The sequence below is a fragment of the Emcibacter sp. genome, from assembly GCF_048269205.1.
Taxonomy (GTDB): Bacteria; Pseudomonadota; Alphaproteobacteria; order Sphingomonadales; family Emcibacteraceae; genus Emcibacter.
On record NZ_JBLXJC010000001.1, the window covers coordinates 652,792 to 668,774 of the forward strand.

16 protein-coding genes are annotated in these 15,983 nt (G+C 50.2%); 13 read left to right on the forward strand and 3 right to left on the reverse strand.

Features of this window, described 5'->3' with window-relative positions:
* Positions 1-4 precede the first annotated feature (4 nt).
* Complete coding sequence (ccoN, locus tag ACN0YD_RS03115) at positions 5-1,660, reverse strand: cytochrome-c oxidase, cbb3-type subunit I (protein ID WP_417317181.1); 1,656 nt, start codon at positions 1,658-1,660, stop codon at positions 5-7.
* A 171-nt stretch (positions 1,661-1,831) separates the two neighbouring features.
* Here ccoN and ACN0YD_RS03120 point away from each other — a divergent pair, with 171 nt between their 5' ends.
* Complete coding sequence (locus ACN0YD_RS03120) at positions 1,832-3,046, forward strand: NnrS family protein (RefSeq protein ID WP_417317182.1); 1,215 nt, start codon at positions 1,832-1,834, stop codon at positions 3,044-3,046.
* A 39-nt stretch (positions 3,047-3,085) separates the two neighbouring features.
* The gene (locus tag ACN0YD_RS03125) at positions 3,086-4,099 is read left to right on the forward strand and encodes an amidohydrolase family protein (RefSeq protein WP_417317183.1); all 1,014 of its coding nucleotides are present in this window, start codon (positions 3,086-3,088) and stop codon (positions 4,097-4,099) included.
* Positions 4,100-4,221: 122 nt separating this feature from the next.
* On the opposite strand, the gene ACN0YD_RS03130 is transcribed toward ACN0YD_RS03125, so the two are convergent.
* Positions 4,222-4,605, reverse strand: coding sequence for a group III truncated hemoglobin (locus ACN0YD_RS03130; protein ID WP_417317184.1), 384 nt, complete (start codon positions 4,603-4,605; stop codon positions 4,222-4,224).
* 141 nt (positions 4,606-4,746) lie between these two features.
* Here ACN0YD_RS03130 and ACN0YD_RS03135 point away from each other — a divergent pair, with 141 nt between their 5' ends.
* A complete protein-coding gene (locus ACN0YD_RS03135; RefSeq protein ID WP_417317185.1) occupies positions 4,747-5,169 on the forward strand; it encodes a DUF488 domain-containing protein in 423 nt (140 codons plus the stop codon).
* Between the two features lie 19 nt (positions 5,170-5,188).
* Here the strand turns inward: ACN0YD_RS03135 and ACN0YD_RS03140 are convergent, their stop codons facing one another.
* A complete protein-coding gene (locus ACN0YD_RS03140) occupies positions 5,189-5,626 on the reverse strand; it encodes an RrF2 family transcriptional regulator (RefSeq protein ID WP_417317186.1) in 438 nt (145 codons plus the stop codon).
* A gap of 225 nt (positions 5,627-5,851) precedes the next feature.
* On the opposite strand from ACN0YD_RS03140, the gene ACN0YD_RS03145 reads away from it, so the two are divergent.
* The 10 genes from ACN0YD_RS03145 to ACN0YD_RS03190 all read left to right on the forward strand — a co-directional run bounded on the left by ACN0YD_RS03145 (position 5,852) and on the right by ACN0YD_RS03190 (position 15,972).
* Complete coding sequence (locus ACN0YD_RS03145; RefSeq protein WP_417317187.1) at positions 5,852-6,796, forward strand: multicopper oxidase domain-containing protein; 945 nt, start codon at positions 5,852-5,854, stop codon at positions 6,794-6,796.
* Positions 6,797-6,956: 160 nt separating this feature from the next.
* The gene (locus ACN0YD_RS03150; RefSeq protein ID WP_417317188.1) at positions 6,957-7,622 is read left to right on the forward strand and encodes a c-type cytochrome; all 666 of its coding nucleotides are present in this window, start codon (positions 6,957-6,959) and stop codon (positions 7,620-7,622) included.
* Between the two features lie 32 nt (positions 7,623-7,654).
* Entirely contained in the window at positions 7,655-7,981 is a 327-nt protein-coding gene (locus ACN0YD_RS03155; protein WP_417317189.1) for a c-type cytochrome, read from the forward strand.
* 43 nt (positions 7,982-8,024) lie between these two features.
* Complete coding sequence (locus ACN0YD_RS03160) at positions 8,025-9,092, forward strand: multicopper oxidase domain-containing protein (protein WP_417317190.1); 1,068 nt, start codon at positions 8,025-8,027, stop codon at positions 9,090-9,092.
* A gap of 80 nt (positions 9,093-9,172) precedes the next feature.
* Positions 9,173-10,204 (forward strand): transporter, encoded by a 1,032-nt coding sequence (locus tag ACN0YD_RS03165; RefSeq protein ID WP_417317191.1) that lies wholly within the window; start codon positions 9,173-9,175, stop codon positions 10,202-10,204.
* Between the two features lie 178 nt (positions 10,205-10,382).
* Positions 10,383-10,826, forward strand: a complete 444-nt coding sequence (locus ACN0YD_RS03170) for a hypothetical protein (protein ID WP_417317192.1) — start codon at positions 10,383-10,385, stop codon at positions 10,824-10,826.
* A gap of 260 nt (positions 10,827-11,086) precedes the next feature.
* Positions 11,087-11,968, forward strand: coding sequence for a hypothetical protein (locus ACN0YD_RS03175; RefSeq protein WP_417317193.1), 882 nt, complete (start codon positions 11,087-11,089; stop codon positions 11,966-11,968).
* A gap of 294 nt (positions 11,969-12,262) precedes the next feature.
* On the forward strand, positions 12,263-13,330 hold the full coding sequence (locus ACN0YD_RS03180; RefSeq protein ID WP_417317194.1) for a PepSY-associated TM helix domain-containing protein: 1,068 nt from the start codon (positions 12,263-12,265) through the stop codon (positions 13,328-13,330).
* A gap of 34 nt (positions 13,331-13,364) precedes the next feature.
* Positions 13,365-14,747 (forward strand): amidohydrolase, encoded by a 1,383-nt coding sequence (locus tag ACN0YD_RS03185; RefSeq protein ID WP_417317195.1) that lies wholly within the window; start codon positions 13,365-13,367, stop codon positions 14,745-14,747.
* On the forward strand, positions 14,740-15,972 hold the full coding sequence (locus tag ACN0YD_RS03190; protein WP_417317196.1) for an amidohydrolase family protein: 1,233 nt from the start codon (positions 14,740-14,742) through the stop codon (positions 15,970-15,972). The genes ACN0YD_RS03185 and ACN0YD_RS03190 overlap by 8 nt, the downstream gene beginning before the upstream one ends.
* The last annotated feature ends 11 nt before the right edge of the window (positions 15,973-15,983 follow it).

Consider the following 15,983-nt stretch of genomic DNA (forward strand, 5'->3'; position numbering starts at 1 on the left):
CCGGTTACTCCGAAAGGGCGCTGGAGACACGGCTCTGGTTGACCGCTGTCTGGCCGGTTGTTTCGGTCCTTGTCGCATGTGAGGGGCCCTGAATCGTTTTCCATATATTGTAAAAACCGATGGCTGCGCCAAGCAGGAACAGTGTACCGCCAAGGGCTCTGGCAATATAATAGGGATGCATGGCGACCAGGGACTCAAGGAAGGAATAGGCGAGGGTATCGCTCGGGGTGTAGGTTCTCCACATCAGGCCCTGGATGATGCCTGAATTCCACATGGCAAAAACATAAATAACGGTACCGGCCAGGGCCAGCCAGAAATGCAGTTCCACCAGACCATTGGAATAGATATCGCGGCGGTTCCAAAGCCGGGGCACAAGAGTGTAGATGGAACCAAAAGTGATAAAGGCGACCCAGCCAAGAGCGCCGGCATGAACATGACCGATGGTCCAGTCTGTGTAATGGGACAGGGAATTAACCGGGCGAATGGCCATGAAGGATCCTTCAAATGTCGACAGGCCGTAAAAAATAGCCGCGACCATTATGAACCTGAGCGCAGGGTCGCTCCTCACCTTGTCCCACGCGCCGTTGAGGGTCAGGAGTGCGTTGCCTGCCGACGCCCAGGACGGCACCAGAAGCATTGCCGAAAATGTCATGCCGAGGTTTTGCACCCAGTGAGGCAGAGCAGTGTAGTGAAGATGATGGGAACCGGCCCACATATAGAAAAAAGTAATGCCCCAGAAACTGACGATGGATAGACGATAGGAAAAAATCGGCCGTCCTGCTCGTTTGGGCAGGAAATAATACATCATTCCCAGGAAACCGGCGGTCAGGAAAAAGGCAACCGCGTTATGTCCATACCACCATTGAGTCATGGCGTCCTGTACGCCGGAGAAAACAGGAAAACTCTTCGCACTTCCCAGGGAGATTGGCAGCGCGAGATTGTTGACAATATGGAGAATGGCAACGACGAGAATGAAGGCCAGATAATACCAGTTAGAGACATAAATATGAGGTTCCTTGCGGCGGGCAAGGGTTCGCATATAGAGTGTCAGATATGTGACCCAGACAATAACCAGCCAGATGTCGGCATACCATTCCGGTTCGGCATATTCCTTTGACTGGGTTATCCCTATGAGATACCCGGAAACCGCCAGGATACAGAAGAGATTATACCCGAGAATCACAAACCAGGAGCTGAGCCGGTCCGGCATGGTCGCTCTTGAGGTGCGTTGCATGACATAAAATGAAGTCGCGATCAGGGCATTGCCGCCAAAACCGAAAATAACGCCGGTCGTATGTACTGGTCGCAGGCGGCCGAAACTTGCCCAGGGGGCATCGAAGGTCATTTCGGGAAAGGCAAGTAACCAGGCGACCCAGGCGCCAATGAATATGGCAAACACAGCCCAGGCCATGGCAAGTATTATTCCAATTTTGCATGATTCGTCGTAATATGCCGTCAGTGTTTCCTGTCCGGGCCGGGGAGCATAGAAACCATTTCCAACCAGAACAACAGCGGCCAGTCCGGCAATGACAATGAGGAAACCATGAATTTCCAGCAGGTCATTCCGTCCGGCGACGGCAAGGGTAAAGCCCGCACAGGCTACCAGAAGGGAGATAATCAGTGCGATTTGTCGTTCAGTCTTGGTCAGTGATGTGCTCATTTCAGACTATTTCCCACTATCGGAAACGTGACGGGAGAAAGAAAAATTCTTCCGCGAAACACGCAGGTTGAGTTTACTGTATAAAACAGGTATATTAAATATATCTTTTTTGATAATTGTGCAATACAATATCCGGATCAGCTTGGTTAATGCTGCGGTGGATGGCTGCAGGTGGTTCGAAAAACGAATTTAAAACAATTGGTTACACATGAAATGTTGAAAGATAGGTTCGATCTTTTTTTCTCTGCCGGGTTTCGGCCTTTTTTCCTCGCCGCCGCAATCCTGGCGTTGTCTTTCGTTCCTGCATGGCTGCTGGCCTTGTTTTCCGGCTCTGGATTTTTTGCCGAAAATCTGACGGTCGAATGGCATATGCACGAAATGCTTTTCGGGTATTTCAGTGCAGTGGTGACGGGGTTTCTTTTGACGGCAATTCCCAACTGGACACAACGGCAGCCTTGGCGAGGTTATCCCCTTATGCTGTTGTTTATACTCTGGCTCGCCGGCAGGGTTGCCATGACTGGGACGCCGGGGGTTGCGGGAAGCATAATTGACAGCGCTTTTCTGGTTGTGATCACCGGGGTGGCGTTTTTTGAAGTGTGGCAGGCCGGCAACCGGCGTAATTTTGTCGTCGTCGGCGTGGTAGGGCTTTATGCTGTTTTTAATATTTTATTCCACCTTGAACGCATGGGGCAGGTCAATACGGAGATTGCTGTCCGGGGGGGGATTGCAACATTGGTCATGCTTGTTTCACTGATCGGGGGACGAATTATCCCCAATTTTTCACGGAACTGGCTGAGCAGTCTGCAACGACCTGCACCTATTCCTGTTACCGGTAGCTTTGATAAAATTTCGCTTCTGGTGCTGGCGGTGGCACTGATATTATGGCTTTGTGCGCCTGCAGAAAAACTGACCGGAGTGTTCCTGCTGTTTGTTGCGGTTCTGCAAATGGTTCGGTTTCTGCGCTGGCGTTTCTGGCTTATACGCGGCAATGCCCTGCTACTTGTATTACATGTCGCCTACGCCTGGCTACCGGTCGGGGCACTGCTTCTTGGGGTAAATCTCCTGGCGCCGGTGCAGGAGCTGTTGTCTGGACAGAGTGCGGGGATACATGCCTTGACAGCTGGACTGATGACCATGATGACCCTGTCCGTCATGACACGGGCGATACTTGGACATACCGGCCGACCACTCAAGGCAGGGTTCCTGGGAACAATGATATTCATCCTGATTTTTCTTGCAGCTTTTTCAAGAGTTGCTGCCTCTTTTGAAGGGCTCAGCTATCAGCCACTCCTGATTTCGGCTGCTATCCTCTGGTCTCTGTCATTTTTACTGTTCCTCTGTCGTTTTGGGGTTCTGGTTTTCGCTGAGAGCAAGAGCACTGAGTGACGAAACGACAAGGGACTGGACTTGTTGGAGTAAAAAATCATGATTATAGATGCACATGCTCATCTGATAGCTCCGGCGTCGATATACAGTCGACGCTACAACTCCCGTACTCACTGGTGGCCGGAAGGAAATAAGATACCTTCTCCGGTCGATGATGAAGCCCTGGAAGCATCTGTTATGCTGAATTTGGAAATCATGGATAGTGTGGGTACGGACATTCAAATTCTCTCACCCCGGCCGTTTCTGATGTTGAATGGGGAAGCGTGTTGGGAGGAAATTAACGACTGGACGACTGAAAATAATAATTTGATCGCCCGGGCGATGGAGATGTTCCCGCGTCGATTTCGAGGCATAGGTTGTTTACCACAAAAGGTAGATTATCCAGTTGAAACTGTCTTTGATGAAATCGACCGCTGTATAAATGAATTGGGGTTTATCGGAATTCTGTTAAATCCGGATACATCGGAGGGGATGAACTCGGCACCGCCCCTTGGAGATCCGTACTGGTACCCTCTATATGAGAAGCTCTGCGCTATGGATCTTCCTGCCCATGTCCACAGCGGAAATTGTATCAACGGGCGTGTGGACTTTGATGAGCATTTTATCGCAGAAGATACACTGGCCGTCAGTTCCATATACAAAGCAGGGGTTTTCCGGCGTTTCCCTGAATTGAAATTGATGATTAGTCACGGAGGCGGTGCCATTCCCTATCAAATCGGTCGCTGGAGGTCGCATTATCAGAAGTATGGAAAAGACAGGATATACAATGGTGAGGGGCCAACTGCCTTTGATGGGATCCTCAAGCTATTCTGGTTTGATACGGTTCTGCAAAGCAAGGAATCATTGGAATTGCTGTTCAGGATCGTTGGTTCCGAGCGGTGTTGTTTCGGGACCGAACGGCCAGGTAACAGCGGGGGTGTCGATCCGCATACTAAACGTTCCTGTGACGATTTGAAGCCAGTCATAGAAAGCATTCCGTGGTTGACCGATGAGCAACGCAGGGGAGTGTTTGAAGAAAACGTTCGTCGACTTTTCACGCGGTTGAATCTCTAGAAAAGGATGTCATCCAGAATTGTCAAAGCAGGTTCTGCGTCACTGGATGGCTTGTTGGCAGTGTCAGGATTGATCGCAATCGATTGACTGATACGATGGCAGGCAGCATAAGGATGGGGTGGTCAGGTTCGTTTCCCGGAGGCCAGTCCCAGTCTGAGACTATCCGCGATACGCTGACTTTTGGTAATAAAATTCTCCGCCGCTATCGGGGTGTATATTTCGCGCACTGTATCGGTGAAAAGCTCAAGCCATCTGTCAAACAGGTTCAGGTTGAAGGGGGGCAGGTCCCGGTGCTTCTGGAGCGGATTACCATGATACCTGCCTGAAGTGAGCAGAATAGACGACCAGAAATCATACATGCGGTGCAGATGAAGACTCCAGCTTTGGTCGTCTGTGCCAATTGCCACATCAAAGATGGGCCCGAGTTCTGCATCCTGCCGAATTCTGGCATAGAATAGATCAACAAGCTGTTTGATGTTTTCTTCTGTGATCTCTGTCGCCCGCATTATCTTCTCACATTTGGAAACATTTATGTTATAAAAGAAGTATATTAAATGAATCATTATAGGGGTATATTGTATAGTTTTTTTTGATTGTCAATTGATGGTATCCTGTGAAGGCTGAATTGGCGCGAGAAAGGTAGAGTGATGGATATTGTTACCCGAAACTGGTGTCATGAGAAAGATCACCCCTGTTCCGGATACAGGGTATTGATTGACCGGAACTGGCCGGAAGGGGAAAGCCGGGAGAGTATGCTACTTGATGCCTGGTGGAGCGAATTGGGCGCAAGTGACGAAGTATGCAGAGCCCGCCTGGAGAAGGGGGCGGACATCGAACAGTTGAGGCAAACATATATAGATGAACTGAACGCGAGAAGACCGGATATTATCCGTTATCTGGAAAATGTACCTGCAGAGCCACTGGTTTTAGTTTCTGTTGTCAGCAGTACCGGTTTCAAGGCGGCTGAAATCCTGCATGAATATCTGGAAGGGTTGCTTGGGGATGAGGAAAATTCAGGGCGGTTCAGTTCGCCACCATGTTACCTCGCTGATCACAAGGAATGGGAGTGAGGCTGGAGTCAGAAAGATTTCAGCCTGACAGACCTTGAAGATCGGAGAGGCTTCCGGGATGGTTGACAAGATCCTTGAGGCTGTATTGGTCAAGAGTATTTAAAAAGGAAATCAGGGCTTTTTGTAGCGGATTCTTCAGCCCGCAATTTTTCGAAATAAGGCATTTGTTCTTTTCACTATCGAAACATTCAACAAGATTGAAATTGTCTTCAGTGGCGCGGATGACCTGGCCCAAATTTATCTTGTCCATTGGCATCGCCAGACGCAATCCACCGTTGCGGCCTCTTACGGGATGGACAAATCCGGCTTCAACCAGAGTATGTGAAACTTTCATCATATGGTTTTTTGATATGTCGTATCGTTTTGCAATCTCTTCAATTGTATGGAGCTTATCCGGTTCAACAGCAAGGAGCATGAGAAGGCGCAAGGCATAATCTGTATGATAGGTCAGTCGCATTATTGTTCCCGAATTTTCCACGTGTAAAGATGTATATGATGTGCTGGTTATGAAAAATCAAGTGTTCAGTATATTTCGTTCTACTGAGTTTTCCGGGCACTTTCAAATTCCCTAAAATCAAATTTCACAAAAGAAGTATTTGACATACATCTATTATAATCCTATTAAAGAAACATATTAAATACATCTTTAATTTTTGCACTGTCTTATCAGGGAGTATCAGATATGAAAATCCGTTTAGCGGCTTCTGTATTGGCTACGAGTGTTTTTTGCTTTCCGGCTCTTGCTTCGGCAAAGAACGTCAAAGTGGAAATTCCGGTTATTGAAAAAGAGCTGGTTATTGATAATGCCGGCACCAAACAGTCCATGTGGACGTTTGGCGGGACTGTTCCGGGGCCATTGGTAAGGGTGACGCAGGGAGACGTTGTCGATTTTACGCTGGAAAACCTTAAAAGTAACAAGCAAAGCCATTCAATGGATTTTCATGCGGCGCGGCTGGATGTGTTGAATGAATTCGCCACTGTAAATCCCGGTCAGTCGAAGCAATTCCAGTTCCGGGCGGACTATCCGGGTGTGTTCATTTATCATTGCGGGGCGGAGGCCATGTCAGAGCATATTTCCCGTGGCATGTACGGGGTCATCATTGTTGACCCGAAAGATGGTTACAGCGAGGTATACCCAGAACCGGACCGGGAGTATGTGATTGTTCAGGGTGACCTCTTCAGGGAAGGCACTGTGGCGGCCGATGTTACAAAAAACATCGGAAAATACGCGAATTTGATTAATGGAAAAGTCTTCCATTACGATCCTGTACATGACCAGAATGCCAGCCTTGCCCTGGAATCGAAGCCGGGTGAGCGGGTCAGATTTTATTTTGTCAATGCCCAGATCAATGACAGCGCGGCCTTTCATCCGATTGCCGGGATCTGGGACAGGGTGTGGGAAAATGGAAATCCTAAAAACGTAATGCATGGCATTCAGACATATGATGTCCCTCCGGCTCATGCGGTGACCCTGGATTTGATAAGTCCCTCTGACAGACCCACGAATAATGCCATTGTCGACCATCAGATGAAGAATGCGCTGACTGGGGCCATCACTGTTCTGATGAATTACAAAGAGGCAAATCCAGAGCTGGGACGAAACGGGAACCTGATTATAAGAGAATAGATCTCTCTGAATCCAGGCCCCTTTACATGGTGTTTCCGGGGGCTGGTGCCGGGGTGTAAAAGGCTGTCTATACCCTGCCTTTTACACCCCACTTCCCCCCTCATAAGTAGAATGGGATTAAGAAATGATCAATTTTTCAGTATCCAGGTCCTGCAGACATATGGCCGTTTCTCTGGTTTTCTTATACGCGAACGGTGCGCAGGCCCAGTCTGGCGCAGATTTGGTCAAGGAGCAGTGTTCATCCTGTCATGTTTTGACCGAGAAGATATTTTCAGTAGAGGAAAGAATGGCCCAAAAAGGCCCTGCTCTTTTCTATGCCGGTACTAAATATCGTCGGGAATGGCTTGAAGAATGGTTGCAGAAACCGACCGGGATCCGTCCAGCCGGAATGTTTTCGGGTAATCATACGATCGTGACTGACGAAGGTGATGAGATAGATGAAACAACTTTATTGCCCCATATAAAGCTTTCATTAGCAGATGCAAAACTGGCAGCAGAGTTTCTGATGACACTTACTGCAAAATCAGATTTGGTGAAGACGGGAGAATATGTACCCAAGCCGGTCTCGAAACGAATGGGGGCGATGAACTTCAGTAAGTTCAAGGGCTGTTCTTCCTGCCATCAGGATGAGGAAGGATATGGGGGAGTTTCCGGACCAGAACTCTATACGGCTTATAGCCGGATGAAACCGGATTTCATCGTCTCCTATATTCGTAATCCTGTTGCGTGGGATGGTGTCAGTCTGATGCCGCACGTCGAGCTGAAAGATAAGGAAATTTACAAGCTTGTAAATTATCTCAAGCTGATCTCGGGAGAAGAAGAATGAGATATTGCGGATTTTTCGGGCTCTTTCTTACTATGACCGGAATGATGGTGGTCAATGTTCATGCTTCTGATTTGAAAACCGGGGCTGTCCTTTACAAGGCATATTGCACCCAGTGTCATGGACTTGAGGGGGACGGGTATGGCGTCAATGCCGGATATATGGATGTACAGCCCCGTGATCACACTGAAGCCAAGGAAATGAATGCTCGTTCCGACGAGGATTTGTTCAAGGCGGTAAAATTCGGAGGGTCGGCGGTTAATAAGTCCGTTCTGATGCCGTCTTGGGGCAATAATTTATCAGATGACGAAATCAGGTCACTGGTTTCCTACTTGCGGGTTCTGTCCAACCCCGAAAAGTGAGGAATAACCTCAATTTAGATGACTATATATTAGGAGAAACAAGATGCTTGGTGTTAAGCCGGCAAGGCTGGTGATTTGTGCCTTTTTGGGGTTGATGACAGGTCAATTTTCTGCTCATGCGGAACTCAGAAAGTTCGACATTACCATTGAAGAAGTTGAGATCGAAGTGGCCCCTGGCTTCAAGTCGAAAGTCTGGGCATATAACGGCCAGGTTCCTGGCCCCCTGCTGCATGTGAAGGAAGGGGACGAGGTGGAAATCACCCTGATCAATAACACGACCCTTAATCATACCATCCACTGGCATGGCACTTATCAGACGGGTACCTGGACAATGGATGGCGTACCGGACATTACGCAGAAAGCCATTGATCCTGGTGAGAGCTTTGTCTACCGCTTCACGGCCGACAAGCCGGGCAGCCTCTGGTACCACTGCCATGTCAATGTACCGGAACATGTCGGGCTTCGCGGGATGTGGGGTGCCATGATTGTCGATCCCAGGGAACCCACGGAACTGGAAAAGCAGGTTACCAAAGAGGCGGTTCTGATGTTCAGTGGCTGGAATTCCGAAGTTGCCATGACTTACGGGCAGGGAGGACATCCGACAGAGAAAAAAGATTATTTTTCGATCAATGGGCGTGCCTTTCCGATGACGCAACCTCTTCGTGTTAAAAAGGATGATGTACTGCGTCTCAGGCTTTATGGTGCCGGCACTGATGTGGCGTTTCATCTGCACGGTCACGACATGCTGGTGACTCACAAGGATGGCTTGCCTCTGAAGAGTCCTTATTGGGCCGACGTGATTGATATTGCGGAAGGCGCCCGGATCGACGCCATTGTTAAAATGGATAACCCGGGTCTCTGGATCAATCACGATCATATTGATCATCATGTGAGCAATAACGGTAAAACGCCTGGGGGTGCTGTCATGATCGTGGAATATGAAGATATTGAAAAACCCGACTGGTATGTCTGGAAGAACAAGCCATACGACCCGGACTTCTATATGAGCGAAAGTTTGAAGAAAGGCTATGGACTGTTCAATATCGATGCCTTCAAAGGGACTTTTGAAGAGCCTGTCCGCAGGAAGAAAAAACGCAAGAAGTCAGACTAGTTTACCCGGTCTTCCGTTCGCTGGCTGGAGGTGATGCCGGCGAACGGCCTTAAGGTTCCCTCAAAGTAAGGTTTGAAAAGATGAAGAAAATTGGAGTTGCATTTATTATACTGGGTATGACGCCGTCTCTGGTATGGAGCCATGGTGCGGAAGAAAATATGAATTTCTCGGCAAGACCGGATGCCCATGCCCCGATTGGGGTAATGGGCGATCATAGGCACAAGCAGGGAGAGTTCATGATCTCCTATCGCTACGGTTATATGGATATGAAGGGCTTTCGTTCTGGCACGACCCAGTTGCAGGACAGTGATCTGTATGAGGCGGGTTACGCTATAGCGCCGGTGAAAATGTCCATGCAAATGCATATGCTCGGACTTATGTATGCCCCGTCAGACCGGATTACGCTGATGGGGATGGTACCCTATATGCAAAAAGATATGGACCACCGGCAATCCCCAATGATGGGAGGGCGCAAATTTACCACTCGGACTGATGGTTTTGGCGATATCAAACTAAGTGGGATGGTTGGCCTTTGGGAGGCCGCGGGACACAAAATTCATGCCACTCTTGGGGTAAGTGCGCCGACCGGCTCCATTAATCAACGTGGGGATACCCTGCTTCCGGATCAGCCGTTGCCCTATGGTATGCAAATGGGGTCCGGCACATGGGATCTGCTGTCCGGCTTGACATATGTGGGCTATGGCCGGTCATTCTCCTGGGGGGCGCAGGCCAGTGCCGTAGTGCGTACAGGGACAAATGATAATGGATACAGGTTAGGGGATATTTACAAGGGTGTGGTCTGGATAGCCCATCCCCTATCTGATTTCGCCAGCGCCTCTGTTCGGCTCGATTATACTAATACGGGGTCACTCGACGGTGCGGACGAAAGGCTTGGGACAATGTTGCCCCGGATGGTGCCAACGGCCGATCCAAACAACTCCGGCGGTGATGAAGTGGACGTCTCTTTCGGACTGAATTTGTTCTCGAAGGATGGTGCGCTGAAAGGGCACCGCCTGGCCGTGGAGATTGGCGTCCCTGTATACAGAGACCTGAATGGCTTGCAAATGGAGAAGGATTACTCACTTATGCTCGGTTGGCAAAAAGCTTTCTAGAGCGGATGGACAGATTGGAGTCCGTATTACCTCTTCCCTACTTTCTCAAAAGTGTCTTTTGAGAGAACTCACCTCCAGGAAAATCACTGTCCCCTCTCACACATTTTCCTGGAGGCCTTTTCCCCGGTGCTCTTTTCGATATTAAAAACTCTGCACAGAAGGAGGCGTTGGTAAATAAATGGAGATCAGATTATCCAATGCGCTGCCGGCACTTTATTTTATCTGGACTGGCCTGATTTTAGGAGTGTCATTCATTGCCACTCCCTTGAAGTTTCTCGCACCGCATTTGACTTTACCTGTTGCATTGGAAGTTGGGCAGGTAACATTGCATTTTTTCAATTATATTGAATGGGGACTGATTGTTCTCGCAATTCTATTTTCCTTTGCCGGCAGGTTCTCTGTGTGGAAATGGGGGATGCTTGTATCGATATTTCTTGCATTGAGCTTGCAGACTTTCTGGCTCTTTCCTGAACTGGATGTTCGAACGGAACTGGTCATGGCAGGTCAGCCCCGAAACCCGGATAACCTGCATGGCATATTCATAATTATCGAGTTTTTCAAAGCAGTTATGGTGTTTATCGGCGGGTGTACCATAAGAGAAAGAAAATCTGTGAAGGGTTAGAAATCAAATCTTGGCCGAGAATTGAGGGGAGCTATTTACTAAGGGGGTTCCATTGGTAGCGCACCTCCGCGACCAATCCTTCTTCCATTATAACATCCAGGCATTTCCCCGAGGCTTCGGGGCCAAAGCCATAATGGCTTGGCAGATCAATTAGTTTACCTTTCGAAAACAACAGTTCATCGCAATTTCTTTGTCGTATGCCGCGGGATTTTGCACACTTACAGAAAGAAAATATAATATCGTCTATGGGGAGTTATAAAATGAAGAAGCGATTTACAGCGTCCGTTGCTGCGTTTTTTACTGTTTTGGCGGTGGGGGGTGGAAGTCATGCCCAGGATGAATTTTCGGCCCTCGAAGGTCCCTGGCTCGGACAGACACCGCCCGGCCTTACACCAATACCTTTCGCCCCCGGCATAGTGTCGACGGAGCATTGGGAATATAGCGGCGCCTTCACGCCCGATATGAAGGAGTTCTACCTCCTCAGGAACGGCGGCAAATACGAAGACGCGACCTTTGTGGTTTATAAGCAGGAAAATAATCGCTGGCATGAGCAGGTCGTTTCCGGCTGGGCCGGCCAGCCGGTCGTCTCTCCCGACGGCAAGACCCTGCATCTGGGCAGGCGCTATAGGGAACGCTCCGAAGCCGGATGGTCGGAGGTGAAAACCCTGGGTGCCCCCTTTAAGGATTTGCGGATTATGCGGCTTTCGGCGTCGGCCAGCGGCACCTATTATTTTGATACCTTTGACAAGGAAAATCCGGGTTTTCCCCTGCGCTATTCCCGCCGGATCGACGGTACATATGAAGAGCCGAAAGCTTTAGGCCCGGAAATCAACTCCGGCACGCAGCTCAACCACCCCTTCATTGCACCCGATGAATCCTATTTGCTTTGGGATGCCAAGCGGGAAGGCGGTTATGGCGATTCAGATATTTATATCAGTTTTCGTGCGCCGGACGGCTCCTGGGGTGAGGCCCTTAATCTGGGTGACAAGGTCAACACCGGCGCCTGGGAAGCGTCTGCAAGTGTGACGCCGGATGGAAAATATCTTTTTTTCAACCGGAATATGGGTTCGGACAAGTACGAAAATGTGGATATATTCTGGGTGGACGCCCAGGTGATTGAGAAGCTCAGACCGAAAAATTAAACGCGATCAGAAATCACTGTGAGGGACCGAAGGACAGGGCGCTTTTTTTACAAAATCCCTTATATCAGCATGTGTGAGGAAAGTGGAAAACAGGAAGATAATTGTCCTGACGCCGGCCAAATAAGTTGCAGGATCACTTCTAAACACTCCTGAGGGGCTTTGGGTCACTATATTGTTCTTTCTGCATTTTGTCCTCTTGCTGGCTCAGCAGAGAAAGAAATATACCCGTATGAGAAAGGATGAAAACCCTGCAGAGGTTTATACTCCCGACAGTAACTTTGCCCGGGAGAGACCATGCGCCAGTTTATTTTGTCCGCTCACAAATATATCAGTCTGTCGCTGGTGGTTATCTGGCTGTTGCAGATTGCCTCGGGCTTTATTGTTCTCTTTGCACCGGAAATCAATAATCTTCTGTTCTATAAACCTCATGTGAAGCTGGACCTTCCTGCAGTTGAAAAGTCCCTCTCGGGACTAGAGCAAAGATATCCGGCCTGGAAGCCGCGTTATTTTTTTACAACGGATGCGGAGGCAAGCCGGTTCGATGTTTATTTTTACAACATGAAAGAAGATGGCCTGGGGTCCCGGGCTTTCAGGATTGATGGTGACGGCGAAGTCCTGGCTGACAGGATGATGAAATATGATGTCTTCAATCGGCTGTCGGAACTTCACGAAATGCTGTGGATCGAGGACTATGGTGGGGCGTTGATCGGCATCAGCGGGATTTTCCTGACCACCAACTTGGTTCTGGGGCTTGTGATCCTATGGCCGAACAGGCGCAACTGGAAACGTTTCTTTGAATGGCCGTCCACGGCGCCTGCCAAAATCAAGTTCTATCACTGGCACAGGACTGTGGGGCTTTGTGTGGTCATTCCGGCATTTTTTCTTTGTTTTACGGGGGTTCTGAACGCATATCTTGGGGACTTCAGGCAGATATTCGGTGATCCCTGGCCGGAACCTCAAGTGGCGGTCGAGGGACGCGCACCTCTGCGGCAAGGGATCGGTTTTACTGAAGCCATGGAAACCGCCTTCGCACTTTATCCAGATGCAAAAATTTCCATTGTGACTCTGCCGGATGACGCAGCACCCTATTATGCCATCCGCTTGCTGCAGGAGGGTGAAGTCAGGACGGTATATGGAAATACCAGGGTTTATGTGGATTCTGCGACGAAAGAAATTTTGGGAAATCAGGACCAGCTCAAGGCTCCGTTCAAGGCCAAGCTTTTCAGTTCTTTCTTCGCGCTGCATGTGGGGAACTGGGGCGGGCTTTCTATGCGTATCCTGATCCTGATCACCGGGGGTGCCCTGCTTTTTATGTCAGTAATCGGAATAGCCTTATGGTGGAAACGTCGAAACCCTATATAATCGAGCCTAACAGATGTTAGGGGTAAAGAGGACGATGAATAATATTTCCCAGTTAACGATATTGACGATCGGCCTGGTGGTTGGTGGCTTGGCCTATACGGCCTGGGAGCATCTGTCGGTTCGCTCCTTTCCTGCACTTGATGTGAACCCCGGAACGTATGAAGCCCGTGCCGCTGGGCCGGTGTTGATCCGCAAGGCGACCCTGATGGATGGTCTGGGCGGTCAGTTTGAAAACACGGACATCCTTTTGGAAGAGGGTAAAATCAAGCAGATCGGTAAAGCCCTTTCCGTACCGTCGGGTGCCAATATCATCGAAGGCGCGGGCAAGTTCGTAACACCAGGCCTGATTGATGTGCATAGTCACCTCGGGGTGGCGTCGCTGCCCTACGGAACAGGGGATGTGGGCGTTTGGGATGTCAATGAAGGCACCAGCGCACAAACGCCCGAGGTACATGTGGAACATGCGATCTGGCCCCAGGATCCATCCTTCTCGGCGTCTCTATCCGGTGGGGTGACCACCCTGCAGGTGCTGCCCGGGTCCAGCAATCTGTTTGGCGGCCTTGGCGTGGTGCTGAAAAATATTCCGTCTGTCACGGCACAGGCCATGAAATTTCCGGGCGCACCCTACGGCCTTAAATTGGCCTGTGGCGAAAATCCGAAAAATTACGGTATGGAGGGGCAGGCCCCCGGCAGTCGCATGGGCAATATGGCAATGCAGAGACAGGCCTGGGTTGATGCCCGGGGCTATGCGGAGGAATATCGGGACGGCGACCGGCAGCGGGATCTGGGCATGGAAGTGCTGGCGGGTGCGCTCAGGGGCGATGTGAAATTGCATGTTCATTGTTACCGGGCGGACGATATGGCCAATATTCTCGATATGGCGCGGGAATTTAACCTGCAAATTGCCGCCTTTCATCATGCTGTCGAGGCTTATAAAATTTCCGACCTTTTGGTTCGGGACAATATTTGCAGTGCAGTCTGGAGTGACTGGTGGGGCTATAAGCTGGAAGCTTTTGACGGAATCAAGGAAAATGCTGCTTTTCTCGAAGCGGCTGGGGCCTGCGTCGTATTGCATACCGACTTCCCGGTACTCGCGCATATGATGAATGTGGAAGCGGCCAAGGCTCTTGCTGCCGGACAAGAAGCCGGTATCGAGATGAGCGAAGCCGAGGCGCTCAGCTGGATCACCATCAATGCTGCGAAAGTGCTGGGGCTGGATGACAGGATCGGCTCCCTGGAAGTGAGCAAGAATGCCGATGTGGTTTTATGGTCCGGCGATCCCTTCAGTATCTATAGCAAGGCCGAGCTGGTTTTCATTGATGGTGTAGAGGTTTATGACATCAAGGACGGTGACAGCTGGCGGAATTCCGACTTTATGATCGGGCAGCCCGCGCGGGAGGATATGAGTAATGACTAGGGGGCTACAACTGGTCATTTTCCTGTGCCTGGTGCAGGTGTTTCCGGCGATGGCGGATTCTTACCTGGTGACCAATGCCCGCCTGTATATGTCTCCGTCCGGGGAGGTGGTCTCCCTGTTGATCAGGGACGGCAGGATCGCCCGTATCGGCAACGAGTTTGAAGCGGGTGAAGATGCTCGTGTGATAGATGCCGGCGGCGGGATCGTTACGCCGGGGCTGATGAATTCGGCAACAAACCTCGGACTGCTGGAACTTCATTCCATAAAAGAAACTGTTGATCATGTTGGCAAGACAAAGGCGCATGCGCCGGATTTTGATGTCAGTTATGGTATTAACCAAAACAGTGTCCTGCTGGATGTGGTCCGCTCCGAGGGGCTGGCCCGTGCGGTTACCCTGCCGGGTGGCGACGGGGAAGACCCCTTTGTCGGGGCCGGAACACTTTTACATCTGAAAACCCGGGGGGATATTGTTGACAAGGCCGGTATAGCCCTTGTGGCTGATATCGGCGGCTTGGGGGCGGGCAGCAAGTCCCGGGCGGCAAGCTGGTCTGACCTCTATCATTTCTTTGACAAGACCGCGGAACATCCGGCCAGTCCGAAAAAAAAGAAGCATGCCAACCCTGATATTCTCTTATCCATCCTGGAAGGGAAGACCCCATTGGCGATTATGACCAACCGGGAGTCGGATATCAGGCAGGCGATACGTTTTGGAGAGCGCTGGGAAAAAGTGCGCATTGTCATTATCGGTGGCGCTGAGGCCTGGCGGGTGGCGCCGGAGCTTGCCAAAGCCGGAATTCCGGTGGTGCTGAATCCCTATGACATTCTGCCGTCCAGCTATGACGCTATCGGCTCCCGCGGGGATAATGCTGCTATTCTGCATAAGGCCGGTGTAAAGATTGCCTTCTGTACCTACAGTATTTTCAAGAGCCATAATGCCGGGAATGTCATGCGGATCGGGGCCGGGCTTGCGGTGAGATACGGGCTGGACAGGAAAGCTGCCCTTGATGCCATGACCAAAAACCCTGCAGAGATTTGGGGCATTGAGGCCGGATTTGGGACGCTGGAGGAAGGCAAAACTGCTGATCTGGTTGTCTGGTCGGGTGATCCGCTGGAGCCCTTGTCCGTGCCGCAGCAGATTTTCCTGGATGGTAAACCCTTCATCGCGAAATCGCGCCAGATCCAGTTGCGGGATAAATATCATCCGTTAAGCCAGGGCAATAAATAATCGGGAAGGTT

What these genes read in the sequence shown, in the direction of transcription:
- ACN0YD_RS03155 (WP_417317189.1), top strand. Translation starts at nt 7,655, where the DNA reads ATGACCGGAATGATGGTGGTCAATGTTCATGCTTCTGATTTGAAAACC.
- ACN0YD_RS03140 (WP_417317186.1), bottom strand. Translation starts at nt 5,626, where the DNA reads ATGCGACTGACCTATCATACAGATTATGCCTTGCGCCTTCTCATGCTC.
- ACN0YD_RS03185 (WP_417317195.1), top strand. Translation starts at nt 13,365, where the DNA reads ATGAATAATATTTCCCAGTTAACGATATTGACGATCGGCCTGGTGGTT.
- ACN0YD_RS03180 (WP_417317194.1), top strand. Translation starts at nt 12,263, where the DNA reads ATGCGCCAGTTTATTTTGTCCGCTCACAAATATATCAGTCTGTCGCTG.
- ACN0YD_RS03190 (WP_417317196.1), top strand. Translation starts at nt 14,740, where the DNA reads ATGACTAGGGGGCTACAACTGGTCATTTTCCTGTGCCTGGTGCAGGTG.
- ACN0YD_RS03165 (WP_417317191.1), top strand. Translation starts at nt 9,173, where the DNA reads ATGAAGAAAATTGGAGTTGCATTTATTATACTGGGTATGACGCCGTCT.
- ccoN (WP_417317181.1), bottom strand. Translation starts at nt 1,660, where the DNA reads ATGAGCACATCACTGACCAAGACTGAACGACAAATCGCACTGATTATC.
- ACN0YD_RS03170 (WP_417317192.1), top strand. Translation starts at nt 10,383, where the DNA reads ATGGAGATCAGATTATCCAATGCGCTGCCGGCACTTTATTTTATCTGG.
- ACN0YD_RS03160 (WP_417317190.1), top strand. Translation starts at nt 8,025, where the DNA reads ATGCTTGGTGTTAAGCCGGCAAGGCTGGTGATTTGTGCCTTTTTGGGG.
- ACN0YD_RS03135 (WP_417317185.1), top strand. Translation starts at nt 4,747, where the DNA reads ATGGATATTGTTACCCGAAACTGGTGTCATGAGAAAGATCACCCCTGT.
- ACN0YD_RS03130 (WP_417317184.1), bottom strand. Translation starts at nt 4,605, where the DNA reads ATGCGGGCGACAGAGATCACAGAAGAAAACATCAAACAGCTTGTTGAT.
- ACN0YD_RS03150 (WP_417317188.1), top strand. Translation starts at nt 6,957, where the DNA reads ATGGCCGTTTCTCTGGTTTTCTTATACGCGAACGGTGCGCAGGCCCAG.
- ACN0YD_RS03145 (WP_417317187.1), top strand. Translation starts at nt 5,852, where the DNA reads ATGAAAATCCGTTTAGCGGCTTCTGTATTGGCTACGAGTGTTTTTTGC.
- ACN0YD_RS03125 (WP_417317183.1), top strand. Translation starts at nt 3,086, where the DNA reads ATGATTATAGATGCACATGCTCATCTGATAGCTCCGGCGTCGATATAC.
- ACN0YD_RS03175 (WP_417317193.1), top strand. Translation starts at nt 11,087, where the DNA reads ATGAAGAAGCGATTTACAGCGTCCGTTGCTGCGTTTTTTACTGTTTTG.